At 54.9% G+C, this 25,381-nt stretch carries 20 protein-coding genes; 18 read left to right on the top strand and 2 right to left on the bottom strand.

What is annotated here, in order from left to right:
* Positions 1-31 precede the first annotated feature (31 nt).
* On the bottom strand, positions 32-2,704 hold the full coding sequence (gene glnD / locus K7B04_RS00590; protein WP_223803280.1) for a bifunctional uridylyltransferase/uridylyl-removing protein GlnD: 2,673 nt from the start codon (positions 2,702-2,704) through the stop codon (positions 32-34).
* 60 nt (positions 2,705-2,764) lie between these two features.
* Positions 2,765-3,559, bottom strand: a complete 795-nt coding sequence (gene map, locus K7B04_RS00585; protein ID WP_163447268.1) for a type I methionyl aminopeptidase — start codon at positions 3,557-3,559, stop codon at positions 2,765-2,767.
* 332 nt (positions 3,560-3,891) lie between these two features.
* Between map and rpsB the strand changes: the two genes are divergently transcribed.
* The 18 genes from rpsB to K7B04_RS00495 all read left to right on the top strand — a co-directional run bounded on the left by rpsB (position 3,892) and on the right by K7B04_RS00495 (position 25,338).
* Positions 3,892-4,617: a 30S ribosomal protein S2 gene (rpsB, locus tag K7B04_RS00580; protein ID WP_064547569.1), complete on the top strand. Its 726-nt coding sequence runs from the start codon at positions 3,892-3,894 to the stop codon at positions 4,615-4,617.
* A 135-nt stretch (positions 4,618-4,752) separates the two neighbouring features.
* Positions 4,753-5,604 carry a translation elongation factor Ts gene (gene tsf, locus K7B04_RS00575; protein WP_064547572.1) on the top strand — a complete coding sequence of 284 codons (852 nt, stop codon included), beginning with the start codon at positions 4,753-4,755 and terminating at the stop codon, positions 5,602-5,604.
* A 169-nt stretch (positions 5,605-5,773) separates the two neighbouring features.
* Positions 5,774-6,499 (top strand): UMP kinase, encoded by a 726-nt coding sequence (pyrH, locus tag K7B04_RS00570; protein ID WP_000224567.1) that lies wholly within the window; start codon positions 5,774-5,776, stop codon positions 6,497-6,499.
* A gap of 151 nt (positions 6,500-6,650) precedes the next feature.
* On the top strand, positions 6,651-7,208 hold the full coding sequence (frr, locus tag K7B04_RS00565) for a ribosome recycling factor (protein ID WP_163447270.1): 558 nt from the start codon (positions 6,651-6,653) through the stop codon (positions 7,206-7,208).
* An 88-nt stretch (positions 7,209-7,296) separates the two neighbouring features.
* Positions 7,297-8,493 (top strand): 1-deoxy-D-xylulose-5-phosphate reductoisomerase, encoded by a 1,197-nt coding sequence (gene ispC, locus K7B04_RS00560; RefSeq protein WP_223803279.1) that lies wholly within the window; start codon positions 7,297-7,299, stop codon positions 8,491-8,493.
* Positions 8,494-8,730: 237 nt separating this feature from the next.
* A complete protein-coding gene (gene ispU, locus K7B04_RS00555; RefSeq protein WP_223803278.1) occupies positions 8,731-9,489 on the top strand; it encodes a (2E,6E)-farnesyl-diphosphate-specific ditrans,polycis-undecaprenyl-diphosphate synthase in 759 nt (252 codons plus the stop codon).
* Between the two features lie 12 nt (positions 9,490-9,501).
* Positions 9,502-10,359, top strand: a complete 858-nt coding sequence (gene cdsA, locus K7B04_RS00550) for a phosphatidate cytidylyltransferase (RefSeq protein WP_163447276.1) — start codon at positions 9,502-9,504, stop codon at positions 10,357-10,359.
* Between the two features lie 11 nt (positions 10,360-10,370).
* Positions 10,371-11,723, top strand: a complete 1,353-nt coding sequence (gene rseP, locus K7B04_RS00545) for a sigma E protease regulator RseP (RefSeq protein WP_163447278.1) — start codon at positions 10,371-10,373, stop codon at positions 11,721-11,723.
* A gap of 31 nt (positions 11,724-11,754) precedes the next feature.
* A complete protein-coding gene (gene bamA, locus K7B04_RS00540; protein WP_065356563.1) occupies positions 11,755-14,166 on the top strand; it encodes an outer membrane protein assembly factor BamA in 2,412 nt (803 codons plus the stop codon).
* 124 nt (positions 14,167-14,290) lie between these two features.
* Positions 14,291-14,776: a molecular chaperone Skp gene (skp, locus tag K7B04_RS00535; RefSeq protein WP_065356564.1), complete on the top strand. Its 486-nt coding sequence runs from the start codon at positions 14,291-14,293 to the stop codon at positions 14,774-14,776.
* Positions 14,777-14,779: 3 nt separating this feature from the next.
* Complete coding sequence (gene lpxD / locus K7B04_RS00530) at positions 14,780-15,805, top strand: UDP-3-O-(3-hydroxymyristoyl)glucosamine N-acyltransferase (protein ID WP_064547586.1); 1,026 nt, start codon at positions 14,780-14,782, stop codon at positions 15,803-15,805.
* 103 nt (positions 15,806-15,908) lie between these two features.
* The gene (gene fabZ / locus K7B04_RS00525; protein WP_052285413.1) at positions 15,909-16,364 is read left to right on the top strand and encodes a 3-hydroxyacyl-ACP dehydratase FabZ; all 456 of its coding nucleotides are present in this window, start codon (positions 15,909-15,911) and stop codon (positions 16,362-16,364) included.
* Positions 16,365-16,367: 3 nt separating this feature from the next.
* The gene (gene lpxA / locus K7B04_RS00520) at positions 16,368-17,156 is read left to right on the top strand and encodes an acyl-ACP--UDP-N-acetylglucosamine O-acyltransferase (RefSeq protein WP_064547588.1); all 789 of its coding nucleotides are present in this window, start codon (positions 16,368-16,370) and stop codon (positions 17,154-17,156) included.
* The gene (gene lpxB / locus K7B04_RS00515; RefSeq protein ID WP_223803277.1) at positions 17,156-18,304 is read left to right on the top strand and encodes a lipid-A-disaccharide synthase; all 1,149 of its coding nucleotides are present in this window, start codon (positions 17,156-17,158) and stop codon (positions 18,302-18,304) included. Before lpxA ends, lpxB begins: the two co-directional genes overlap by 1 nt.
* The gene (gene rnhB, locus K7B04_RS00510; RefSeq protein WP_163447282.1) at positions 18,301-18,897 is read left to right on the top strand and encodes a ribonuclease HII; all 597 of its coding nucleotides are present in this window, start codon (positions 18,301-18,303) and stop codon (positions 18,895-18,897) included. Before lpxB ends, rnhB begins: the two co-directional genes overlap by 4 nt.
* Before the next feature lie 36 nt (positions 18,898-18,933).
* Entirely contained in the window at positions 18,934-22,416 is a 3,483-nt protein-coding gene (dnaE, locus tag K7B04_RS00505) for a DNA polymerase III subunit alpha (protein ID WP_163447284.1), read from the top strand.
* 12 nt (positions 22,417-22,428) lie between these two features.
* Positions 22,429-23,388, top strand: a complete 960-nt coding sequence (gene accA, locus K7B04_RS00500; protein WP_163447286.1) for an acetyl-CoA carboxylase carboxyl transferase subunit alpha — start codon at positions 22,429-22,431, stop codon at positions 23,386-23,388.
* A 180-nt stretch (positions 23,389-23,568) separates the two neighbouring features.
* A complete protein-coding gene (locus K7B04_RS00495) occupies positions 23,569-25,338 on the top strand; it encodes a chitinase (protein WP_223803276.1) in 1,770 nt (589 codons plus the stop codon).
* Positions 25,339-25,381 lie beyond the last annotated feature (43 nt).

Below are 25,381 nucleotides of genomic sequence, written 5' to 3'. Positions count from 1 at the left end.
TTTACTCTTTCCATTCACTAATAAAAATACGTCACCCTTTATCGTTTGGATTGAGGGCCGCTGTCAACCGTTGTTGCACTTCTTGTTGCAGCTCATTATTAAGGGCACGCCGGTCGGCGGTGGCGATTATAAATAAATCTTCTACTCGTTCACCAATTGTCGTAATTCTGGCCCCGTGTAGCGAAATACCGAGGTCGGCAAACACCTGGCCGACGCGCGCCAACAGCCCCGGCTGGTCAAGGGCGATTAGCTCAAGGAATGACCGACGGTCGGTATGGGTCGGCAGGAAATTGACCTCAGTATCGACGGAGAAGTGGCGCAGTTTGGCGGCCTGGCGACGCGGCTGCGGCGGCTGCCAGCTACGCTGGGTAATCGCCTGCTCCAATCCTAAGCGGATGGCTTCGTGGCGATCGCTGGAGAGCGGGCTGCCGTCCGGCTCAAGCACGATAAAGGAGTCCATCGCCATACCGTCGCGGGTGGTAAAGATCTGTGCGTCGTGGACGCTCAGGTTGCGACGGTCCAGTTCGGCGCAGACGGCGGCGAACAGGTACGGGCGGTCCGGACTCCAGATAAAGATCTCGGTGCCGCCGCGCGTTGCCTGCGGGCTCAGCAGAATCATCGGCTGACTGAGATCGTGTTTAAGCAGGTGACGAGCGTGCCACGCCAGTTGGTTCGGCGTGTGGCGGACAAAGTAGTTGGCGCGGCAGCGGTTCCAGATCTGGTGCAGCGCTTCTTCATTGATGTTATCCATGCGCAGCAGCGCCAGCGCCTGCATCTGGTGATGACGCACGCGTTCACGCATATCCGGCGTGTTTTGCATCCCACGACGCAGCTGTTTTTCAGTGGCGAAATACAGCTCGCGCAGCAGGCTCTGCTTCCAGCTGTTCCACAAGGTTTCGTTGGTCGCGCAAATATCGGCGACCGTCAGGCATACCAGGAAGCGCAGGCGGTGTTCGGTCTGCACCTCTTCGGCGAACTGCTTGATGACTTCCGGATCCTGAATATCGCGGCGCTGGGCGGTGACCGACATCAGCAGATGCTGGCGTACCAGCCAGGCGACCAGCTGGGTTTCACGCGAATTCAGACCATGCAATTCGGCGAATTTCAGCACGTCCTGCGCGCCGAGGATCGAGTGGTCGCCGCCGCGCCCTTTGGCGATATCGTGGAACAGGGCGGCAATCAGAATCAGTTCCGGATGGTTGAGCCGCGGCCAGAGGTCGACGCAAAGCGGGTGGCGCGAACGGGTCTCCTCATTGGCAAAGCTCTCCAGCTTCAGCAGCACGCGGATGGTGTGCTCGTCGACGGTATAGGCGTGGAACAGGTCGAACTGCATTTGGCCGACGATATATGACCACTGCGGCATATAGGCCCACAGCACGCTGTGGCGGTGCATCGGCAGCAGGCCGCGGCTCACCGCGCCGGGGTGGCGCAGCATATTGAGGAACAGGGAACGCGCCTCTGGGATATAGCACAGCGGCTCGGTCAGATGACGTCGGGCATGGCGCAGGTGGCGCAGCGTGGTGGAATAGATGCCGGTGATGTTGCTGTTGCGCACCATCATGTAGAACATCCGCAAAATAGCCTGCGGCTCGCGGATAAACAGCGTATCGTCGCGCAGATCGATCAGCGTCCCGCGGAGCTGGAAGTCATCGTCGATGGCGCGCGGTTTTTCATCTTCCGTCAGGGCGAGAATCGCTTCATCGAACAGCTGCAATAGCATGTGGTTCAGCTCGCCCACGCGACGGGTGACGCGATAGAAGTCTTTCATCATGTGTTCGATCGGCTGATTGCCTTCGCCGGCATATTTCAGCCGCTGGGCGACGCTGAGCTGACGATCGAACAGCAGACGGTTGTCGTAGCGATTAAGTTCAAGGTGCAGGGCAAAGCGAATGCGCCACAGCAGATGCAGACACTCGTTAAGCTCGTTGCGTTCGGCCTCGGTGAGGAAGCCAAAGCTGACCATCTCGTCAAGAGAGGTGGCACCAAAGTGGCGGCGGGCGACCCACTGAATGGTGTGGATGTCGCGCAGGCCGCCGGGGCTGCTTTTAATGTCCGGTTCCAGATTGTAGCTGGTGCCGTGGTAGCGCTGGTGGCGCGCCTCCTGCTCGGCGACTTTCGCCGGGAAAAAGTTTTCCGACGGCCAGAAGCCTTCGCTGAAGATGTGTTTTTGCAGCTCAAGGAACAGCGCGACGTCGCCGATCAGCAGGCGCGATTCAATCAGGTTGGTGGCGACGGTTAAATCGGATAACCCTTCCAGCAGGCACTCTTCCAGCGTGCGCACGCTGTGGCCGACTTCCAGCTTGATATCCCACAGCAGCGTCAGCAGTTCGCCGATTTTCTGCGCCTGCTCGTCGGGCAGCTTTTTGCGGCTGAGGATCAGCAGGTCGACGTCCGAAAGCGGATGCAGCTCGCCGCGACCGTAGCCGCCGACGGCGACCAGCGCAGCGTCCTCAACCTCGCCAAAACCGTAGTGCAGCCACAGGCGCTGGAGCATCTGGTCGATAAATTCGGTGCGCGCCTCGATGAGCTGTTCCGCGCTGACGCCTTCGTCGAACGCGACGCCGAGCCAGCGCTGGAAGGCTTCCAGCCGGCTTTTGATATTGGCGCAGTTCAGGCTGTCTTCGGGCCAGTGTACCGGGTTGTCCGGCTGGCCGGGCAGAGTGGGGAGGGGGGTACAAGCCAGTTCAGGTATGGAGTTACTCATTGCGCCACCCATAAGAAAAAACGATTACCCAAAAAAAAGCCGGCATTTGCCGGCTTTTCATTATTCGTTGTGCGAGATTATCGCCGGGATGGTGTCATCCGAGCGTAACGTCAATATTTCGCAGCCGTTGTCTGTCACCACAATAGTATGCTCGTACTGCGCAGACAAGCTCCGGTCTTTGGTTTTTACCGTCCAGCCGTCCTTCATGGTACGAATCTCTTTCTTCCCGGCGTTGACCATCGGTTCGATGGTGAAGGTCATGCCTTGCTTCAGGACCACGTCGGTTTCACGAGAGTCATAGTGCAGCACCTGCGGTTCTTCGTGGAAGCCGCGGCCAATGCCGTGACCGCAGTATTCACGCACCACGGAGAAGCCTTCCGCTTCAACGAACTTTTGAATCGCCGCGCCAATTTCGCGCAGGTTCACGCCCGGTTTCACCATTTTGAGCGCCAGGTACAGGCTCTCCTGGGTAACGCGGCACAGACGTTCGCCGAGAATGGTCGGTTTGCCAACGATGAACATTTTCGACGTATCGCCGTGGAACTCATCTTTAATCACGGTCACGTCGATGTTGACGATATCGCCATCTTTCAGATGTTTTTCGTCATCCGGGATGCCGTGGCACACCACTTCATTGATAGAGATGCAGACCGATTTCGGATATCCGTGGTAGCCGAGGCAGGCGGAGATTGCTTTCTGTTCGTTGACAATATAGTCGTTGCAAATGCGATCCAGCTCGCCGGTGGTCACGCCAGGCTTGACGTGCGGGGCGATCATTTCCAGCACTTCTGCAGCCAGACGGCCAGCAACGCGCATTTTTTCAATATCTTCTGGAGTCTTAATAGAAATAGCCATGGAATATGTCCATCAGTGTCGATTTTTTCGACAATAATTGAGTATTAGTGATGTCAATGTTAACAGCCAGGAGTACCCCCTGCCAAATTGAGAATCATTCTGAACTTCGCCTTTCGTGCCCTGCGTCGGCGATAACAACTGTTGGTATCTGCGTCGGTTTTATGGTATAAAGCGCGCCGAACTTCCGCTCATTGTTTTGTCCGGAAGCGACAAATCTCACTTTGTGTAAATAACACACACGTATCGGCACATATTCCGGGGTGCCCTTTGGGGTCGGTAATATGGGATACGTGGAGGCATAACCCCAACTTTATCTATAGAGGTTTTAAACCATGGCAACTGTTTCCATGCGCGACATGCTCAAGGCTGGTGTTCACTTCGGTCACCAGACCCGTTACTGGAACCCGAAAATGAAGCCTTTCATCTTCGGCGCACGTAACAAAGTTCACATCATCAACCTTGAGAAAACTGTACCGATGTTCAACGAAGCTCTGGCTGAACTGAACAAGATCTCTTCTCGTAAAGGCAAAATCCTTTTCGTTGGTACTAAACGCGCTGCAAGCGAAGCTGTGAAAGAAGCTGCTCTGAGCTGCGACCAGTTCTTCGTGAACCATCGCTGGCTGGGCGGTATGCTGACTAACTGGAAAACCGTTCGTCAGTCCATCAAACGTCTGAAAGATCTGGAAACTCAGTCTCAGGACGGTACTTTCGACAAGCTGACCAAGAAAGAAGCGCTGATGCGTACTCGTGAGCTTGAGAAACTGGAAAACAGCCTGGGCGGTATCAAAGACATGGGCGGCCTGCCGGACGCACTGTTCGTTATCGATGCTGACCACGAGCACATTGCTATCAAAGAAGCGAACAACCTGGGTATCCCGGTATTCTCTATCGTTGATACCAACTCTGATCCAGATGGCGTTGATTTCGTTATCCCGGGTAACGACGATGCAATCCGTGCTGTGACCCTGTACCTGAGCGCTGTAGCTGCTACCGTTCGTGAAGGCCGTTCTTCCGATCTGGCTTCCCAGGCGGAAGAAAGCTTCGTAGAAGCTGAGTAATAAGGCACGCTCGTTAGAGCCCTTATAAACCAGGTAGTAACACGTTTGGTTAGGGGGCCTGTTTATGGCCCCCTTTTTCACTTTTAAATCTGTACGGTTTTGGCCGGGCAGATCAAATCTTCCGAGGATTTTAGAATGGCTGAAATTACCGCTTCCCTGGTAAAAGAGCTGCGTGAACGTACTGGCGCAGGCATGATGGATTGCAAAAAAGCCCTGACTGAAGCTAATGGCGACATCGAGCTGGCAATCGAAAACATGCGTAAATCTGGCGCGATCAAAGCGGCGAAAAAAGCAGGCAACGTTGCTGCTGACGGCGTGATCAAAACCAAAATCAACGGCAACATCGCGTTCATTCTGGAAGTTAACTGCCAGACTGACTTCGTTGCTAAAGATGCTGGTTTCCAGGCTTTCGCTGACAAAGTTCTGGACGCTGCCGTTGCTGGCAACATCACCGACGTTGAAGTTCTGAAAGCACAGTTCGAAGAAGAACGCGTTGCGCTGGTTGCTAAAATCGGTGAGAACATCAACATCCGTCGCGTGGCTTCCCTGGAAGGCGAAGTACTGGGCAACTACCAGCACGGTGCGCGCATCGGTGTTCTGGTTGCTGCTACTGGCGCTGACGAAGAGCTGGTTAAACAGCTGGCAATGCACGTTGCTGCAAGCAAGCCGGAATTCGTTAAGCCGGAAGACGTTTCCGCTGAAGTGGTAGAAAAAGAATACCAGGTACAGCTGGATATCGCGATGCAGTCCGGTAAGCCGAAAGAAATCGCAGAGAAAATGGTTGAAGGCCGCATGAAGAAATTCACCGGCGAAGTTTCTCTGACCGGTCAGCCGTTCGTTATGGATCCGAGCAAGTCTGTTGGCCAGCTGCTGAAAGAGCACAACGCTGACGTGACTGGCTTCATCCGCTTCGAAGTGGGCGAAGGCATCGAGAAAGTTGAGACTGACTTCGCAGCAGAAGTTGCTGCCATGTCCAAGCAGTCTTAATTGCAGTAAAGGAGCCGCCTGAGGGCGGCTCTCTTTTGTGTAGTAAAGCACGTGTAGTAAAGAACATCGTCATGTGGAAATCAGCCAGCTCCTATAGGGTTCAGGTGGCAAGGAACGCATGATGTCACTTGAATTAAACCATCCCATTCGTGACACCTCAGGAAAGAAAATGGCTACCAACGCAAAACCTGTCTACAAACGTATTCTGCTCAAGCTTAGCGGCGAAGCCTTGCAGGGCACTGAAGGCTTCGGTATTGACGCAAGTATTCTTGACCGTATGGCGCAAGAGATTAAAGAACTTGTTGAGCTGGGCATCCAGGTGGGTGTCGTTATTGGTGGTGGCAACCTGTTCCGTGGTGCGGGTCTGGCAAAAGCCGGTATGAACCGTGTTGTGGGCGACCACATGGGTATGCTGGCTACGGTAATGAACGGCCTGGCAATGCGTGACGCACTGCATCGCGCCTATGTGAACGCCCGCCTGATGTCGGCAATTCCGCTGAACGGCGTTTGCGACAACTACAGCTGGGCAGAGGCGATCAGCCTGCTGCGTAATAACCGCGTCGTGATTCTGTCCGCCGGTACCGGCAACCCGTTCTTTACCACCGACTCCGCAGCCTGCCTGCGCGGCATCGAAATCGAAGCCGACGTGGTACTGAAAGCAACCAAAGTTGACGGCGTCTTCACCGCTGACCCGGCGAAAGATCCGTCTGCCACCATGTACGATCAGCTGACCTACAGCGAAGTACTGGATAAAGAACTGAAAGTCATGGATCTGGCGGCCTTTACGCTGGCCCGTGACCACAAACTGCCGATTCGCGTATTCAACATGAACAAACCTGGCGCGCTGCGCCGCGTGGTGATGGGCGAAAAAGAAGGCACTTTGATTACGGAATAATTTCCGTCACGGCCATTTCCGGGTAAGATTCGCCTTTACCCGGCAGAATGACATAATTCTGTGGCATGATTTAAACGAGACTATACTTAGCGCATTCACTGCAATGTGCCATTGTCTGGTCGACTGAGACTAGTTTTCAAGGATTCGTAACGTGATTAGCGATATCAGAAAAGATGCCGAAGTACGCATGGATAAATGCGTAGAAGCATTCAAAAACCAAATCAGCAAAATTCGCACGGGTCGTGCTTCTCCCAGCCTGCTGGATGGCATTATCGTTGAATATTACGGCACCCCGACGCCGCTGCGTCAGCTGGCAAGCGTGACCGTAGAAGATACCCGTACCCTGAAAATCAACGTGTTTGACCGTTCTATGGGCCCGGCCGTTGAAAAAGCGATCATGGCGTCTGACCTCGGTTTGAACCCAAGCTCCGCGGGTACCGATATCCGCGTTCCGCTGCCTCCGCTGACTGAAGAACGTCGTAAAGACCTGACCAAAATCGTTCGTGGCGAAGCAGAACAAGCGCGCGTTTCCGTGCGTAACGTTCGTCGCGATGCGAACGACAAAGTGAAGGCGCTGCTGAAAGACAAAGAGATCAGCGAAGATGACGATCGCCGCTCTCAGGAAGAAGTACAGAAACTGACCGATGCTGCTATCAAGAAAGTGGAAGCGGCGCTGGCAGAGAAAGAAGCGGAACTGATGCAGTTCTAAGACTGTGTAAGTTGTGCTATTAACGCCGTACAGGAAGCGTCGCAGCTTCGCTGGCGGCGTTTTGCATTTTATCAATCCTGGATCTCTCATGAAGCGATTAACTGTTCTGGGCTCAACAGGCTCAATTGGCTGCAACACGCTGGATGTGGTACGCCATAACCCCGAAAGTTTTGCGGTTACAGCGCTGGTTGCGGGCAAAAATGTCGATCGAATGATCGAGCAGTGCCTGGAGTTTTCTCCTCGCTATGCGGTGATGGACGACGCGAAAAGCGCCAATGCGCTGATGCTGGCGTTGCGTGAGCATGGGAGTCGTACCGAAGTGTTGAGCGGGCAACAAGCGGCGTGTGACGTCGCGGCGCTCGACGAGGTGGATCAGGTTATGGCGGCCATCGTCGGCGCGGCAGGTCTGGTACCGACGCTGGCGGCCATCCGCGCGGGGAAAACCATTCTGCTGGCGAACAAAGAGTCGCTGGTGACCTGCGGTCGGCTATTCCTGGAAGCAGTAAAGCAGCACGGCGCGCAGCTTCTCCCGGTCGACAGTGAACATAACGCTATCTTTCAGAGTTTACCGCAAAGTTTTCAGTCCGACTTAGGGTACGCTGAGCTGTCGCAGCATGGAGTCTCCTCCATTCTGCTTACCGGATCAGGTGGCCCGTTCCGGGAGACGCCGATTGCTGAGCTGAGCGCAATGACGCCGGATCAGGCGTGTCGTCACCCGAACTGGTCGATGGGACGCAAAATTTCCGTCGATTCGGCCACTATGATGAATAAAGGTCTGGAATACATCGAAGCCCGCTGGCTGTTCAATGCTTCAGCTAAGCAGATGGAAGTACTGATTCATCCGCAGTCGGTGATTCACTCGATGGTGCGTTATCAGGACGGTAGCGTGCTGGCGCAACTGGGTGAGCCTGATATGCGGACGCCGATTGCCAATACCATGGCCTGGCCGCAACGCGTCGTATCCGGAGCGAAGCCGCTGGATTTCTGCAAGATGGGCGCACTGAGCTTCTCTGAGCCGGATTATGCGCGCTACCCTTGTCTCAAGCTGGCGATGGACGCCTTCGAGCAAGGGCAGGCGGCGACCACCGCGCTGAATGCGGCTAACGAGATCTCCGTGGCGGCATTCCTCGACGGCCAGATCCGCTTTACCGACATTGCGGCGCTCAATCTGGCGGTGCTGGAACATCTCGACCTCAGGGAACCACAGAACGTGGATGAGGTGTTGATTATTGATGCCAGCGCACGCGAAGCGGCAACCTTGCAGACGAAATATTTCGTCAGGTAATGAGAGCAGAATCAGCATACGAGCCGTCATGGCATTTGTTAGCATCTGGCTTCAGTGATATAGTCTGCGCCACCCTATCGCTGTGCGTTTTGGCTGGGCGATAGGGAGAGCCGTGATTTAGCACGGCTTTTTTGCGAGACAAAGACACGTAAAATCAATCGGGTTTGCCTGAGCGATAAAGTGTATAGCTGTATTCCGGGGTACCGCTCATCCCTTTTCATGGATTATAAACGCGTTATGTTGTCTGCTAATCAACCAACCAGCGAGAATTTGCCAGCCCACGGTTGCCGCCATGTGGCAATCATTATGGATGGCAACGGCCGCTGGGCGAAGAAGCAAGGTAAGATTCGCGCCTTTGGGCACAAAGCCGGGGCGAAATCTGTGCGTCGTGCCGTCGCCTATGCCGCGAATAACGGTATTGAAGCATTGACGCTATACGCGTTCAGCAGTGAAAACTGGAATCGCCCTGAGCAAGAGGTGAGTGCTCTGATGGAGCTGTTCGTCTGGGCGCTGGATAGCGAAGTAAAAAGTCTGCACCGGCATAACGTTCGGCTGCGGATTATTGGCGATACCTGTCGGTTTAACTCACGCCTGCAAGAGCGGATCCGTAAAGCGGAAGCGCTGACGGAAAATAACACGGGGTTAACATTGAACATTGCCGCTAACTACGGCGGTCGATGGGATATTGTTCAGGGAGTTCAGCGCTTAGCCGAACAGGTTCAGGAAGGGGAACTCCGCCCCGATCAAATCAATGAAGAACTGCTCAGTCAGCAGGTCTGCATGCATGAACTGGCTCCCGTAGATTTAGTTATTAGGACCGGGGGAGAGCATCGAATCAGTAATTTTCTTATCTGGCAAATCGCCTATGCTGAACTTTACTTTACAGATGTTCTTTGGCCCGATTTCGATGAACAAGACTTTGAGGGTGCACTGCATGCGTTTGCCAATCGTGAACGGCGTTTCGGTGGCACCGAGCCTGGTGGCGACAAGGCCTGATGGGGGTAGCTTTTGCTGAAGTATCGCCTGATTTCTGCATTAATTTTAATACCGGTTGTCATTGCAGCCCTGTTTTTGCTGCCACCTGGCGGCTTCGCGATTGTTACGCTGGTCGTTTGTATGCTGGCGGCGTGGGAATGGGGGCAATTAAGCGGTTTCACCTCGCGCACCCAACGCGTGTGGCTGGCGGTACTGTGTGGCCTGTTGCTGGCACTGATGCTCTTTATGATCCCGGAGTATCACCATAATATTCACCAACCCGTGGTGGAGACATCGCTATGGGCCTCGGTGGTCTGGTGGCTTGTGGCGCTGGTTTTAGTCCTCTTTTATCCAGCTTCCGCCGGGTTCTGGCGTCAGTCAAAGACGTTGCGCTTGATTTTCGGTATCGTGACCATTGTACCGTTTTTCTGGGGCATGCTGGCGCTGCGCGCCTGGCACTATGATGAAAATCACTATAGCGGCGCGCTGTGGCTGCTTTACGTCATGATCCTGGTCTGGGGGGCAGATTCCGGCGCTTATATGTTCGGCAAGCTGTTCGGTAAGCATAAGCTGGCGCCGAAGGTTTCTCCGGGTAAAACCTGGCAAGGGTTTATCGGCGGTCTGGTGACGGCAGCGATTATCTCCTGGGCTTACGGTTTATGGGCAAATCTGGACGTCGCACCATCCGTGCTGCTAACCTGTTCCATCGTGGCAGCGCTGGCTTCCGTTTTGGGCGATCTCACTGAGAGTATGTTCAAGCGTGAAGCGGGTATTAAAGACAGTGGTCATTTGATTCCCGGCCACGGTGGGATCCTTGACCGAATCGACAGCCTGACGGCGGCGGTACCGGTCTTTGCCTGCCTGCTGCTGCTGGTTTTCAGGACGATTTAACGGATGGACTTATGCTGAGCATTCTCTGGAACCTGGCCGCGTTTATTATTGCGCTAGGGGTATTGATCACCGTACACGAATTTGGTCATTTCTGGGTTGCTCGGCGCTGTGGTATCCGTGTAGAGCGCTTTTCTATTGGCTTTGGTAAAGCGCTGTGGCGCCGCGTCGATAAACGCGGCACCGAGTTTGTTGTCGCCCTTATCCCGCTGGGCGGCTACGTCAAAATGCTTGATGAGCGCGTTGACGCAGTGGCGCCAGAGCTGCGCCACATGGCGTTTAACAATAAAACGGTTGGCCAGCGCGCCGCCGTTATCGCTGCGGGCCCCATCGCCAACTTCCTTTTCGCTATCTTCGCCTATTGGCTGGTGTTTATCATTGGTGTCCCTGGTATTCGTCCGGTTGTTGGTGAAATAACCGCCAATTCCATCGCGGCGACAGCACAAATTGCACCAGGCACGGAACTAAAAGCCGTAGATGGTATCGAAACGCCTGACTGGGATGCTGTGCGCATGGCGCTGGTGGCCAAAATTGGTGATGAAAGCACCACTCTCACCGTGGCCCCTTTCGGCAGCGAGCAGCGTCAGGATAAAATCCTCGACCTGCGGCACTGGGCGTTCGAGCCGGATAAAGAAGATCCGGTCACTTCGCTTGGTATACGTCCGCGCGGCGCGCAAATTGAACCGGTGCTGGCAGAAGTGCAATCTGACTCTGCGGCGCGTAAAGCCGGTTTACAAGCAGGGGATCGGATCGTTACAGTCAACGGTCAACCGCTGACGCAATGGATGACGTTTGTTACGCTGGTGCGTGATAACCCAGGCAAAGCGTTACAGCTAGAGATCGAAAGGCAGGGCAGTCTCTTGTCTTTAACTCTGATACCGGATACAAAACACGGTAGCGGAAAGGCGGAAGGGTTTGCAGGGGTAGTACCGAAGATTATCCCGCTGCCTGAGGAATATAAAACAGTGCGCCAGTATGGGCCATTCAGCGCCATCGTCGAAGCCACGGAGAAAACCGGGCAGTTGATGAAGCTGACGGTCAGTATGCTGGGAAAATTGATCACCGGTGACGTCAAACTGAACAACCTCAGTGGGCCGATTTCAATCGCCCAGGGGGCTGGGATGTCTGCGGAGTATGGGCTGATTTACTACCTGATGTTTCTTGCACTCATCAGCGTGAATTTAGGCATAATCAACCTGTTCCCGCTCCCCGTATTAGATGGGGGACATTTGCTGTTTTTGGCGATTGAGAAGCTGAAAGGCGGCCCGGTATCCGAGCGAGTTCAAGACTTTAGTTACCGCATCGGCTCGATTTTGCTGATGATGTTAATGGGGCTTGCACTTTTCAATGATTTCTCTCGGTTGTAAGAGAGTTAGTTAGGAAGAACGCATAATAACGATGGCGATGAAAAAGTTGCTTATAGCGTCGCTGCTGTTTAGCAGCGCGACCGTATACGGTGCTGACGGGTTCGTGGTGAAGGACATTCATTTCGAAGGCTTGCAGCGTGTCGCTGTTGGTGCGGCCCTTCTCAGTATGCCAGTACGTCCTGGCGATACCGTCACTGATGACGACATCAGTAACACCATTCGCGCCCTGTTTGCTACGGGCAACTTTGAGGACGTCCGCGTCCTGAGAGACGGCGATGTGTTGCTGGTGCAGGTCAAAGAGCGTCCAACCATTGCGAGCATCACTTTCTCCGGCAACAAGTCGGTGAAAGATGACATGCTCAAGCAAAACCTGGAAGCCTCTGGCGTTCGCGTCGGTGAATCTCTCGACCGTACCACCCTCTCCGATATCGAGAAAGGGCTGGAAGATTTCTACTACAGCGTCGGTAAGTACAGCGCGAGCGTGAAGGCGGTTGTCACCCCTCTGCCGCGTAACCGTGTCGACCTGAAGCTGGTCTTCCAGGAAGGGGTCTCTGCAAAGATCCAGCAGATCAACATCGTCGGTAACCATGCGTTCAAGACCGAAGATCTGATCTCCACTTTCCAGCTGCGTGATGAAGTGCCGTGGTGGAACGTGGTCGGCGATCGTAAATACCAGAAACAGAAGCTGTCGGGCGACCTTGAAACCCTGCGCAGCTACTATCTGGATCGCGGCTATGCGCGTTTCAACATTGACTCCACTCAGGTGAGCCTGACGCCGGATAAAAAAGGTATCTATATCACCATTAACATCACCGAAGGCGACCAGTACAAACTGTCTGGCGTCCAGGTGACCGGTAACCTGGCGGGTCATTCGGCTGAAATCGAGAGCCTGACCAAAATTGAGCCGGGCGAGCTGTATAACGGCGCGAAAGTGACCAAAATGGAAGATAACATTAAGAAACTTCTTGGTCGCTACGGCTATGCCTACCCGCGCGTACAGTCTCAGCCGGAAATCAACGACACCGATAAAACCGTTAAGCTGCACATCAACGTGGATGCCGGCAACCGTTTCTACGTGCGTAACATCCGCTTTGTCGGTAACGATACGTCAAAAGATTCCGTTCTGCGCCGTGAAATGCGTCAGATGGAAGGGGCATGGCTGGGCGGCGACCTGGTTGACCAGGGTAAAGATCGTCTGAACCGTCTGGGCTTCTTCGAAACGGTCGATACGGAAACGCAGCGCGTACCGGGCAGCCCGGACCAGGTAGACGTAGTCTACAAAGTCAAAGAGCGTAACACCGGCAGCTTCAACTTCGGTATCGGCTACGGTACAGAAAGCGGCGTGAGCTTCCAGGCGGGCGTTCAGCAGGATAACTGGTTAGGTACCGGTTACTCTGTCGGTATCAACGGTACCAAGAACGACTACCAGACCTATACCGAGCTTTCTGTGACCAACCCGTACTTTACGGTGGATGGCGTTAGCCTTGGCGGTCGTGTCTTCTACAATGACTTTAAAGCGGATGATGCTGACCTGTCGTCCTACACCAACAAAAGTTATGGTGTAGACGGTACGCTGGGCTTCCCGATTAACGAATACAACTCACTGCGTGCGGGTCTGGGCTACGTTCACAACGACCTGTCCAATATGGAACCGCAGGTGGCGATGTGGCGTTATCTGGACTCTATCGGCCAGACTGCGGGCACCACCAGTGATGACAACGGCTTCTCGGCTAACGACTTCACCTTCAACTACGGTTGGACATACAACAAACTCGACCGCGGCTACTTCCCGACGGACGGTTCACGTGTCAACCTGAACGGTAAAGTGACGATTCCGGGCTCTGATAACGAGTTCTACAAAATCACGCTGGATACGGCGTCCTACTTCCCGCTCGATGAAGACCATCAGTGGGTGGTGCTGGGTCGTACCAAGTGGGGTTACGGTGACGGCCTGGGCGGTAAAGAGCTGCCGTTCTATGAGAACTTCTATGCCGGTGGTTCCAGCACCGTGCGTGGCTTCCAGTCCAATACCATCGGCCCGAAAGCGGTCTACTATGGTTCATCAGGTCTGGATAACTGCGACCAGGCTGGCGGCTACTGTAAGTCTGACGACGCCGTCGGCGGTAACGCCATGGGCGTGGCCAGCCTTGAGCTGATTGTTCCGACGCCGTTTATCAGCGATAAGTACGCGAACTCGGTCCGTACGTCGTTCTTCTGGGATATGGGTACCGTTTGGGATACCAACTGGGAGAATACGGCGGCAATGAAGGCTGCTGGCGTTCCTGACTACAGCGACCCGAGCAATATCCGTATGTCCGCGGGCATCGCATTACAATGGATGTCACCATTGGGGCCGTTGGTCTTCTCCTACGCCCAACCGTACAAGAAATACGATGGAGACAAGTCCGAGCAGTTCCAGTTTAACATTGGTAAAACCTGGTAATTGCTCTTTGCAAAGGAATGCGGGTTCAGTGTAGTTTGCTGGCATTAGGCGATAGCGTCAGGTGGCTTCGGCCACCAAAAGAACAGTACCTTCGGGTACGTATGGGATGGTAAGGAGTATTATTGTGAAAAAGTGGTTAGTCGCTGCAGGTCTGGGTTTAGCAATGGCGGCGTCTGCTCAGGCAGCAGACAAGATTGCAATTGTTAACATGGGTAGCCTGTTCCAGCAAGTTGCACAGAAAACTGGCGTTTCCAGCACCCTGGAAAACGAATTTAAAGGCCGTGCTAGCGAACTTCAGCGCATGGAAGGTGACCTGCAGTCTAAAATGCAGCGTCTGCAGTCTATGAAAGCAGGTAGCGATCGCACTAAACTGGAAAAAGACATCTCTGCACAGCGTCAGACTTTCTCCCAGAAAGCGCAGTCCTTTGAACAAGACCGTCAGCGTCGCACCAACGAAGAACGTGGCAAACTGGTTACTCGTATCCAGACCGCTGTGAAATCCGTTGCTGCAAGCCAGAGCATCGACCTGGTGGTTGACGCTAACGCCGTTGCATTCAACAGCAGCGATGTTAAAGACATCACCGCTGATGTACTGAAACAGGTTAAATAAGTAATGCCTTCAATTCGACTGGCTGATTTAGCTCAGCAGTTGGATGCGGAATTACACGGTGATGGCGATATCGTCATCACCGCTGTCGCGTCCATGCAATCCGCTAAGGCGGGTCATATCACATTCCTGGTTAACCCCAAGTATCGTGAACACCTGTCCGCTTGCGAAGCGTCAGCGATTGTCCTGACGCAAGATTTACTGCCTTTTGCCAAAGGCGCCGCGCTGGTAGTGAAGAACCCCTACCTTACTTACGCGCGCATGGCACAAATTTTAGATACCACGCCACAGCCGGCGCAGGATATCGCCCCGAGCGCGGTCATTAGCCCGACCGCGACCCTCGGCAACAACGTCTCCATCGGTGCGAACGCGGTGATTGAGTCTGACGTTGTGCTTGGCGATAACGTTGTGATTGGGGCGGGGTGTTTCGTTGGTAAAAAAACGAAAATTGGCGCTGGTTCTCGCCTGTGGGCGAATGTAACCATTTACCACGAAGTCGAGATCGGTGAGAATTGCCTGATCCAGTCCAGCACCGTCATCGGTTCTGACGGCTTTGGTTATGCCAACGATCGCGGCAACTGGGTGAAGATCCCTCAGTTGGGTCGCGTGATTATTGGCGATCGCGTGGAGATCGGCGCCTGTACGACGATCGACCGCGGCGCGCTTGACGATACGCAGATCGGCAACGGTGTTATCATTGATAACCAGTGCCAGATTGCGCACAACGTGGTGATTGGCGACAATACCGCGGTCGCAGGCGGCGTGATTATGGCCGGTAGCCTGAAAATTGGGCGTTACTGCATGATTGGCGGTGCCAGCGTGATTAACGGCCACATGGAAATCTGCGATAAAGTCACCGTAACCGGTATGGGCATGGTTATGCGCCCGATTACCGAACCTGGCGTATACTCGTCCGGTATTCCGCTCCAGCCTAACAAGACCTGGCGCAAAACGGCTGCACTGGTGATGAATATTGATGAAATGAGCAAGCGTCTCAAAGCTGTTGAACGCAAGCTTGATAATCAAGACTAATTTTCATCGGTATCGCATGATACTTTCCGGCCTGTCGGCATTCTTGTAATCCGGCAGGCCGTGTTATTATTGCCCCTTAGTATATTTTGACAGGAAGAGTATTTTGACAACTGACACTCATACTCTGCACATTGAAGAGATTTTAGAACTTCTGCCGCACCGTTACCCGTTCTTACTGGTAGACCGCGTGCTGGATTTTGAAGAAGGTCGTTTTCTGCGCGCAGTGAAAAATGTTTCCGTAAATGAGCCGTTTTTCCAGGGCCACTTCCCTGGCAAGCCGATTTTACCGGGCGTGCTGATTCTGGAAGCGATGGCGCAGGCCACGGGTATTCTGGCGTTTAAAAGCGTCGGTAAACTGGAGCCAGGCGAGCTGTACTATTTTGCAGGCATTGATGAAGCGCGCTTCAAGCGTCCTGTTGTGCCTGGCGATCAGATGATTATGGAAGTTACCTTCGAGAAAACCCGCCGTGGCCTGACTCGCTTTAAAGGCGTTGCGCTGGTCGATGGTAAAGTGGTTTGCGAAGCAACAATGATGTGTGCGCGTAGCCGGGAGTCCTGATCCGTGATTGATAAAACCGCCTTTATCCATCCTACCGCCATTGTGGAAGACGGTGCCGTTATCGGTGCTAACGCCCACATTGGCCCGTTTTGTATTGTGGGACCTAACGTCGAAATTGGCGAAGGTACCGTACTGAAGTCTCACGTTGTGGTTAACGGCCATACTAAAATTGGTCGTGATAACGAGATCTATCAGTTCGCCTCTATCGGGGAAGTTAACCAGGATCTGAAATACGCTGGTGAGCCGACTCGTGTGGAAATTGGCGATCGCAACCGCATTCGCGAAAGCGTCACCATTCACCGTGGCACAGTACAGGGCGGTGGATTGACGAAGGTGGGCAGCGATAACCTGCTGATGATCAACGCCCACGTGGCGCACGATTGTACGGTGGGCGACCGCTGCATCCTTGCCAATAACGCTACCCTTGCCGGACACGTTTCGCTGGATGATTTCGTTATCATCGGCGGCATGACCGCGGTGCACCAGTTCTGCATCATCGGTGCGCACGTGATGGTAGGCGGCTGTTCTGGCGTTGCTCAGGACGTTCCGCCGTACGTTATTGCTCAGGGCAACCACGCGACGCCGTTTGGCGTCAACATCGAAGGTCTGAAGCGCCGTGGCTTTAGCCGCGAAGCGATCACCGCGATTCGCAATGCTTATAAAGCGTTGTACCGCAGCGGCAAAACGCTGGAAGAAGTGAAGCCGGAAATTGCCGAGCTGGCGAAGCAGTATCCGGAAGTTCAGCCCTTTAGCGATTTCTTTGCCCGCTCAACGCGCGGCCTGATTCGTTAATGGCTGAACAGCGTCCCCTGACGATTGCCCTGGTCGCCGGAGAAACCTCCGGCGATATTCTTGGTGCAGGCCTCATTCGCGCTCTCAAGGCGCGAGTCCCTGACGCGCGCTTTGTCGGCGTGGCCGGTCCGCGTATGCAGGCCGAAGGCTGCGAAGCCTGGTACGAGATGGAAGAGCTGGCGGTGATGGGGATCGTGGAAGTGCTGGGGCGTCTGCGTCGCCTGCTGCACATTCGCGCCGATCTCACCCAACGCTTCACTGAACTCAAGCCCGATGTCTTTGTTGGCATTGATGCCCCCGATTTCAACATCACGCTGGAAGGCAACCTCAAGAAGCAGGGGATCAAAACGATCCACTACGTCAGCCCGTCCGTGTGGGCCTGGCGACAAAAACGCGTCTTCAAAATTGGCAGATCCACCAATATGGTGTTGGCTTTCCTGCCTTTTGAAAAAGCGTTTTATGACAAATTTAACGTCCCGTGCCGCTTTATCGGCCACACCATGGCTGATGCCATGCCGTTGGATCCGGATAAAAACGCCGCGCGGGATACGCTGGGTATTGCCCACGATGTCCACTGTCTGGCGATGCTGCCGGGCAGCCGTGGTGCCGAAGTGGAGATGCTCAGCGCCGACTTTTTAAAAACCGCGCAGCTGTTGCGCCAGCAGTACCCCGACCTTGAAGTGGTGGTGCCGCTGGTTAACGCGAAGCGTCGCGAGCAGTTCGAACGTATCAAAGCGGAAGTGGCGCCCGATCTCCACGTGCACATGCTCGACGGCATGGCGCGCGAGGCGATGATCGCCAGCGACGCGGCGCTGCTGGCCTCAGGCACGGCGGCGCTGGAGTGCATGCTGGCCAAATGTCCGATGGTGGTGGGCTATCGCATGAAACCGTTCACCTTCTGGCTGGCGAAGCGGTTGGTGAAGACCGAGTATGTTTCGCTGCCGAACCTGCTGGCTGGCCGCGAGCTGGTCAAAGAGCTGCTGCAGGATGAGTGTGAGCCGCAGCGGCTGGCCGAGGCGCTACAGCCGCTGCTGGCCAACGGTAAAACCAGCCACGCGATGCACGATACCTTCCGTGAGCTGCATCTGCAAATTCGCTGTAATGCGGATGAACAGGCGGCAGACGCGGTGCTGGAGCTAGCACAATGATTGAATTTGAATATCCCCATACCCATCTTGTGGCGGGGGTGGATGAAGTCGGGCGTGGCCCGCTGGTCGGCGCGGTCGTCACGGCGGCGGTGATCCTCGATCCTGCCCGTCCGATTGTCGGGCTCAACGACTCTAAAAAACTGAGCGAAAAGCGCCGCCTGGCGCTGTTTGACGAAATCAAAGAGAAAGCGCTGTGCTGGAGCCTTGGCCGCGCCGAGCCGCATGAAATTGACGAGCTCAATATTCTGCATGCCACCATGCTGGCGATGCAGCGCGCGGTGGCCGGGCTGGCTATCGTACCGGAATACGTGCTGATTGACGGCAATCGCTGTCCCAAGCTGCCGATGCCGTCGATGGCGGTGGTGAAGGGCGATAGCCGGGTGGCAGAAATCAGCGCCGCGTCTATTCTCGCTAAAGTCACGCGCGATGCGGAAATGGCGGAGCTGGACACGGTGTTTCCACAATACGGTTTTGCCCAGCACAAGGGCTACCCAACCGCTTTTCATCTGGAAAAGTTAGCGCAATATGGCGCAACCGAACATCACCGACGCAGCTTTGCTCCCGTCAAACGCGCACTGGGACTGGCGTCCTGATTCTTGTGTCGAGAATAAGTTAACCGGAATCTAAAGATGGCTGAACCACGTTTTGTGCACCTGCGGGTGCATAGCGACTACTCCATGATTGATGGGCTGGCGAAAACCGGGCCGCTGGTGAAAAAGGCGGCCTCTTTGGGCATGCCTGCGCTGGCGATCACCGATTTTACCAACCTTTGCGGTCTGGTGAAGTTCTACGGGGCAGGCCACGGTGCCGGGATTAAACCGATTGTCGGCGCCGATTTCCATGTGCAGAGCGATCTCCTCGGCGAAGAACTCACCCATTTAACGGTGCTGGCAGCGAACAACCAGGGCTACCAGAACCTGACGCTACTGATCTCCAAAGCTTATCAGCGCGGTTATGGCGCTGCGGGCCCCATTATCGACCGCGACTGGCTGATTGAGCTGAAAGAGGGCTTGATCCTGCTCTCCGGCGGACGTATGGGGGATGTGGGCCGTAGCTTGCTGCGCGGGAATATGGCGCTGGTGGATCAGTGCGTTGATTTTTATGAACAACACTTTCCGAACTGCTATTTTCTTGAGCTGATTCGTACCGGCCGTCAGGATGAAGAATCGTACCTACATGCGGCGGTAGAGCTGGCGGAAAGACGTGGTCTTCCTGTGGTCGCGACCAACGACGTGCGTTTCCTCGAACCGGGCGACTTCGACGCCCACGAGATTCGCGTCGCCATTCATGATGGTTTTACCCTCGACGACCCGAAACGCCCGCGCAACTATTCCGCGCAGCAGTACATGCGCAGCGAAGACGAGATGTGCGAGCTGTTTTCCGATATCCCGGAAGCACTGGAAAATACCGTTGAGATCGCCAAGCGCTGTAACGTCACGGTGCGCCTTGGCGAATATTTCCTGCCGCAGTTCCCGACTGGCGATATGACCACCGAGGACTTCCTCGTAGCGAAATCGAAAGAAGGGCTGGAAGAGCGTCTTGAATTCCTGTTCCCGGATCCGGAAGTGCGCGCTAAGCGTCGTCCGGAATATGATGAGCGTCTGGATGTGGAACTTCAGGTTATCAACCAGATGGGCTTCCCCGGCTACTTCCTGATCGTGATGGAGTTTATCCAGTGGTCCAAGGATAACGGCGTGCCGGTAGGGCCGGGCCGTGGTTCCGGTGCAGGTTCGCTGGTGGCGTATGCGCTAAAAATTACCGATCTCGATCCGCTGGAACTTGACCTGCTGTTCGAACGTTTCCTTAACCCGGAACGTGTCTCGATGCCCGACTTCGACGTCGATTTCTGCATGGAGAAACGCGACCAGGTTATCGAGCATGTGGCCGAGATGTATGGCCGCGATGCGGTATCGCAGATTATTACCTTCGGTACCATGGCGGCAAAAGCGGTTATCCGCGACGTAGGCCGCGTACTGGGGCACCCGTACGGCTTCGTGGACCGTATCTCTAAGCTGGTGCCGCCCGATCCGGGCATGACGCTGGCGAAAGCGTTTGAAGCGGAACCGCAGCTGCCGGAAATTTACGAGGCGGATGAAGAGGTGCGCGCGCTAATCGATATGGCGCGCAAACTGGAAGGTGTGACGCGTAACGCCGGTAAACACGCCGGTGGCGTGGTGATCGCGCCAACCAAAATTACTGACTTTGCCCCGCTTTATTGCGATGAGCAGGGGCTGCATCCGGTAACCCAGTTCGATAAGAACGACGTGGAATACGCGGGGCTGGTGAAGTTCGACTTCCTTGGCCTGCGTACGCTCACCATCATCAACTGGGCGCTGGAGATGATCAACGCCCGCCGCGAGCGCAACGGCGAGCCGCCGCTGGATATCGCGGCCATCCCGCTCGACGATAAGAAAAGCTTCGACATGCTGCAGCGTTCGGAGACCACCGCGGTCTTCCAGCTTGAATCCCGCGGCATGAAAGACCTGATTAAACGCCTGCAGCCTGACTGCTTCGAAGATATGATCGCGCTGGTGGCCCTGTTCCGTCCGGGCCCGCTGCAATCGGGGATGGTAGATAACTTTATCGACCGTAAGCACGGACGTGAAGAGATCTCGTATCCTGACGTGCAGTGGCAGCACGAAAGCCTGAAACCCGTACTGGAACCGACCTACGGCATCATCCTGTACCAGGAACAGGTTATGCAGATTGCCCAGGTGCTTTCTGGCTACACCCTCGGCGGCGCGGATATGCTGCGTCGTGCAATGGGTAAGAAAAAGCCGGAAGAGATGGCCAAGCAGCGCGGTGCGTTCGAGGAAGGTGCGAAAAAGAACGGCATCGACGGCGAACTGGCGATGAAAATCTTTGACCTGGTGGAAAAATTCGCCGGTTACGGGTTTAACAAATCGCACTCCGCGGCCTATGCGCTGGTCTCTTACCAGACGCTGTGGCTGAAGGCGCACTATCCGGCAGAGTTTATGGCGGCGGTAATGACCGCTGATATGGACAACACCGAGAAGGTGGTGGGCCTGGTGGATGAATGCTGGCGCATGGGGCTGAAAATATTGCCGCCAGATATCAATTCCGGTTTATATCATTTCCACGTGAATCATGACGGGGAAATCGTGTATGGTATCGGCGCCATTAAGGGCGTCGGCGAAGGCCCGATTGAAGCGATCATCGAAGCGCGTAATAACGGCGGTTATTTCCGTGAACTGTTCGACCTGTGCGCCCGTACCGATACCAAAAAACTGAACCGCCGGGTGCTGGAAAAGCTGATTATGTCCGGGGCGTTCGACCGCCTTGGCCCGCACCGCGCCGCGCTGATGAATTCGCTGGGCGACGCGCTGAAGGCGGCGGATCAGCACGCGAAAGCCGAAGCCATTGGCCAGGCCGATATGTTCGGCGTGCTGGCGGAAGAACCGGAGCAAATAGAACAATCGTATGCCAACTGTCTGCCGTGGCCGGAGCAGGTGGTATTGGATGGGGAGCGCGAAACGTTAGGTCTGTACCTGACGGGGCACCCGATCAACCAGTATATAAAAGAAATTGAGCGCTATGTCGGCGGGTATCGACTCAAAGACATGCATCCGACGGAACGTGGTAAAGTGACCACGGCCGCGGGGCTCGTGATTGCGGCGCGGGTTATGGTCACCAAGCGCGGCAATCGTATCGGCATCTGTACGCTGGATGACCGTTCCGGACGCCTGGAGGTGATGTTGTTCTCCGAGGCGCTGGAAAAATACCAGCATCTGCTGGAAAAAGACCGCATACTTATCGTCAGCGGACAGGTCAGCTTTGATGACTTCAGCGGCGGCCTTAAAATGATGGCCCGCGAAGTGATGGACATTGACGAAGCCCGGGAAAAATATGCTCGCGGGCTTGCTATCTCGCTGACGGACAGGCAAATTGATGACCAGCTTTTAAACCGACTCCGTCAGTCTCTGGAACCCCATCGTTCGGGAACCATTCCAGTACATCTCTACTATCAGAGGGCGGATGCACGTGCGCGGTTGCGTTTCGGTGCAACCTGGCGTGTCTCTCCGAGCGATCGTTTACTTAACGATCTGCGTGGCCTCATCGGTTCGGAGCAGGTGGAACTGGAGTTTGACTAATACAGGAATACTATGAGTCTGAATTTCCTTGATTTTGAACAGCCGATCGCAGAGCTGGAAGCGAAAATCGATTCTCTGACTGCGGTTAGCCGTCAGGATGAGAAACTGGATATTAATATCGACGAAGAAGTGCATCGTCTGCGTGAAAAAAGCGTAGAACTGACGCGCAAAATCTTTGCCGATCTCGGCGCATGGCAGGTAGCCCAACTGGCGCGCCATCCGCAGCGCCCGTACACCCTGGATTATGTCCGTCTGGCGTTTGATGAATTTGACGAACTGGCAGGCGATCGCGCCTATGCCGACGATAAAGCTATCGTCGGCGGTATCGCTCGTCTGGACGGTCGCCCGGTGATGATCATTGGTCACCAGAAAGGTCGCGAAACCAAAGAGAAGATTCGCCGTAACTTCGGCATGCCGGCGCCGGAAGGTTACCGCAAAGCCCTGCGTCTGATGGAGATGGCTGAGCGCTTCAACATGCCGATTATCACCTTCATCGACACCCCGGGCGCATACCCTGGCGTGGGCGCGGAAGAGCGTGGCCAGTCTGAAGCCATCGCGCGTAACCTGCGTGAGATGTCTCGTCTGAACGTACCGGTCATCTGCACCGTTATCGGCGAAGGCGGCTCCGGCGGCGCGCTGGCGATCGGCGTGGGCGATAAAGTGAATATGCTGCAGTACAGCACCTATTCCGTTATCTCTCCGGAAGGCTGTGCCTCTATTCTGTGGAAGAGCGCCGACAAAGCGCCGCTGGCGGCTGAAGCCATGGGCATCATCGCGCCGCGTCTGAAAGAGCTGAAGCTGATTGATTCCATCATTCCAGAACCGCTGGGCGGCGCCCATCGTAATCCGGAAGCCATGGCGGCATCGCTGAAAGCGCAGCTGCTGGCTGACCTGGCCGATCTCGACGTACTGAGCAAAGAAGATCTGCTCAACCGTCGCTATCAGCGCCTGATGAGCTACGGTTACGCCTGATTACAGACCTCACTTTCTTTTCTAAGGGCCGGATTTTCCGGCCCTTTTTTTATGTGTTATTTGATGATGCGCAAAAGAGGGAATGTGATTAGTGGATGAGGCATTCCTGCGGCAAAACTGAGGCCACTGCCAGGCATTAAGCCACTACGGGCAGCCTACAAGGAGAAAAGGAGAACAACTATGGCTTCATCTAAAACTGTTACATTAAGCGCCGTGGCCGCAGGGATCATGTTAAGTCTGGGGGCTGCTCATGCGGCGCCGTTGCTGAGCGCGACAGAAGCGACAACCATCAAGGCGAGCGATCTTGCGGCAAAAGAAAAAGCATTAACCGATTTTCCGCTGATGAACTCGGTAAAATCTTCCATTAAAACGCTCGCTAACAGCGAAGTCGAAAAAATCGCACCGGGCCGGGCGGCAAACCCGGAAAACGTTAAACGAGTCGAGAGCATCCTGACCGAGCAAGATTGGGACTATCTGTTTCCCATGCGTGCGCCGGAATATACCTATTCGAATTTTCTGAAAGCGATTGGTAAATTTCCTGCCGTTTGCGGCACTTATACCGATGGGCGCGACAGCGATGCGATTTGTCGGAAATCGTTGGCTACGATGTTTGCTCACTTTGCCCAGGAGACTGGCGGCCATGAAAGCTGGCGCGATATTCCTGAATGGCGCCAGGCGCTGGTTTATCTGCGTGAAGTGGGCTGGGTTGAAGGCCAGAAGGGCGGCTACAACGGCGAATGTGATCCGAACATCTGGCAGGGGCAAACCTGGCCGTGCGGGAAGGATAAAGATGGTGATTACCTGAGCTATTTCGGTCGCGGGGCCAAGCAGCTTTCCTATAACTACAACTATGGCCCGTTCTCCGATGCGATGTATGACGGCGATGTGCGCCCGCTGCTGGACAAACCGGAGCTGGTGGCCGATACCTGGATGAACCTGGCCAGCGCCGTCTTCTTCTTTGTTTACCCGCAACCGCCGAAACCTTCCATGCTGCATGTTATCGATGGCACATGGCAGCCTAACGACCATGATAAAGCGAACGGCCTCGTTGAAGGGTTTGGCGTAACCATTCAGATTATCAACGGTGGCGTAGAGTGTGGCGGTGCGGATGAAAATGCGCAGTCGCTGAACCGTATTGCTTACTACAAAGAGTTTGCTAACTATCTGAAAGTGCCGATTGCTGACGATGAAGTCCTCGGTTGTAAAAAGATGAAGCAGTTTGATGAAGGTGGCGCTGGGGCTCTGCCGATCTACTGGGAAATGGATTGGGGATGGAGCGCGGAAACCGCCGATGGTAAAACCAACGCCTGTCAGTTAGTGGGCTATCAGACGCCGTACAGCGCCTTTAAAGAAGGTGACTATGCGAAGTGCGTGCAGAAGCACTTTAACGTGAATATCGTTGATGACAGCGGCCAGGCCGATGAACCGTCTGACACCACCGACGATACCACACCGGCTCCTGCCGCTAACGTCGCTCCGGTGGCGCGTATCGCCGGGCCGGTTGGCGCGGTGGATGCAGGCAGCCAGGTTTCGTTAAGCGCGGAAGGCTCCAGCGACGCCAACGGTGATAAGCTCAGCTATACCTGGATGTCGCAGGATGGGCAGACATTAAGCGGTCAGGATAAATCGGTCGTCACCTTTGCCGCACCGGTTAAGGATCAGGATGCGCAGTATGTGGTTAGCCTGACGGTGAGCGACGGTAGCCTGTCCAGCACCACGACCTACACCCTGAACGTGAAGGCGAAAGCTGCGGAAGGGGATGAGGGTAAGACGACTGATTACCCAGCCTGGAGCGCAACCCAGACCTGGAAGGCGGGCGAGATCGTGAATAACCACGGTGCGCTCTATCAATGTAAACCGCTGCCGGAAGGCGCGTGGTGCAACAATGCGCCGACCTACTACGAGCCGGGTGCCGGTTTAGCATGGGGCGATGCGTGGAAAGCGCTGTAAAATGAAGAAATCATGCCAGTGCGGTGCGCTGGCATGATTGCTG

Origin of the sequence: Kluyvera sp. CRP (assembly GCF_019930565.1) — a bacterium.
In the GTDB taxonomy this organism is placed as follows: Bacteria; Pseudomonadota; Gammaproteobacteria; order Enterobacterales; family Enterobacteriaceae; genus Kluyvera; species Kluyvera georgiana_A.
The sequence above is the reverse complement of the archived record's forward strand: the minus strand, read 5'-3'. Positions and strand labels throughout refer to the sequence as shown.

Coding starts and splice junctions, on each gene's coding strand:
- glnD (WP_223803280.1), bottom strand. CDS start 2,704: ATGAGTAACTCCATACCTGAACTGGCTTGTACCCCCCTCCCCACTCTG.
- map (WP_163447268.1), bottom strand. CDS start 3,559: ATGGCTATTTCTATTAAGACTCCAGAAGATATTGAAAAAATGCGCGTT.
- rpsB (WP_064547569.1), top strand. CDS start 3,892: ATGGCAACTGTTTCCATGCGCGACATGCTCAAGGCTGGTGTTCACTTC.
- tsf (WP_064547572.1), top strand. CDS start 4,753: ATGGCTGAAATTACCGCTTCCCTGGTAAAAGAGCTGCGTGAACGTACT.
- pyrH (WP_000224567.1), top strand. CDS start 5,774: ATGGCTACCAACGCAAAACCTGTCTACAAACGTATTCTGCTCAAGCTT.
- ispC (WP_223803279.1), top strand. CDS start 7,297: ATGAAGCGATTAACTGTTCTGGGCTCAACAGGCTCAATTGGCTGCAAC.
- ispU (WP_223803278.1), top strand. CDS start 8,731: ATGTTGTCTGCTAATCAACCAACCAGCGAGAATTTGCCAGCCCACGGT.
- rseP (WP_163447278.1), top strand. CDS start 10,371: ATGCTGAGCATTCTCTGGAACCTGGCCGCGTTTATTATTGCGCTAGGG.
- bamA (WP_065356563.1), top strand. CDS start 11,755: ATGGCGATGAAAAAGTTGCTTATAGCGTCGCTGCTGTTTAGCAGCGCG.
- lpxD (WP_064547586.1), top strand. CDS start 14,780: ATGCCTTCAATTCGACTGGCTGATTTAGCTCAGCAGTTGGATGCGGAA.
- lpxB (WP_223803277.1), top strand. CDS start 17,156: ATGGCTGAACAGCGTCCCCTGACGATTGCCCTGGTCGCCGGAGAAACC.
- rnhB (WP_163447282.1), top strand. CDS start 18,301: ATGATTGAATTTGAATATCCCCATACCCATCTTGTGGCGGGGGTGGAT.
- dnaE (WP_163447284.1), top strand. CDS start 18,934: ATGGCTGAACCACGTTTTGTGCACCTGCGGGTGCATAGCGACTACTCC.
- accA (WP_163447286.1), top strand. CDS start 22,429: ATGAGTCTGAATTTCCTTGATTTTGAACAGCCGATCGCAGAGCTGGAA.
- K7B04_RS00495 (WP_223803276.1), top strand. CDS start 23,569: ATGGCTTCATCTAAAACTGTTACATTAAGCGCCGTGGCCGCAGGGATC.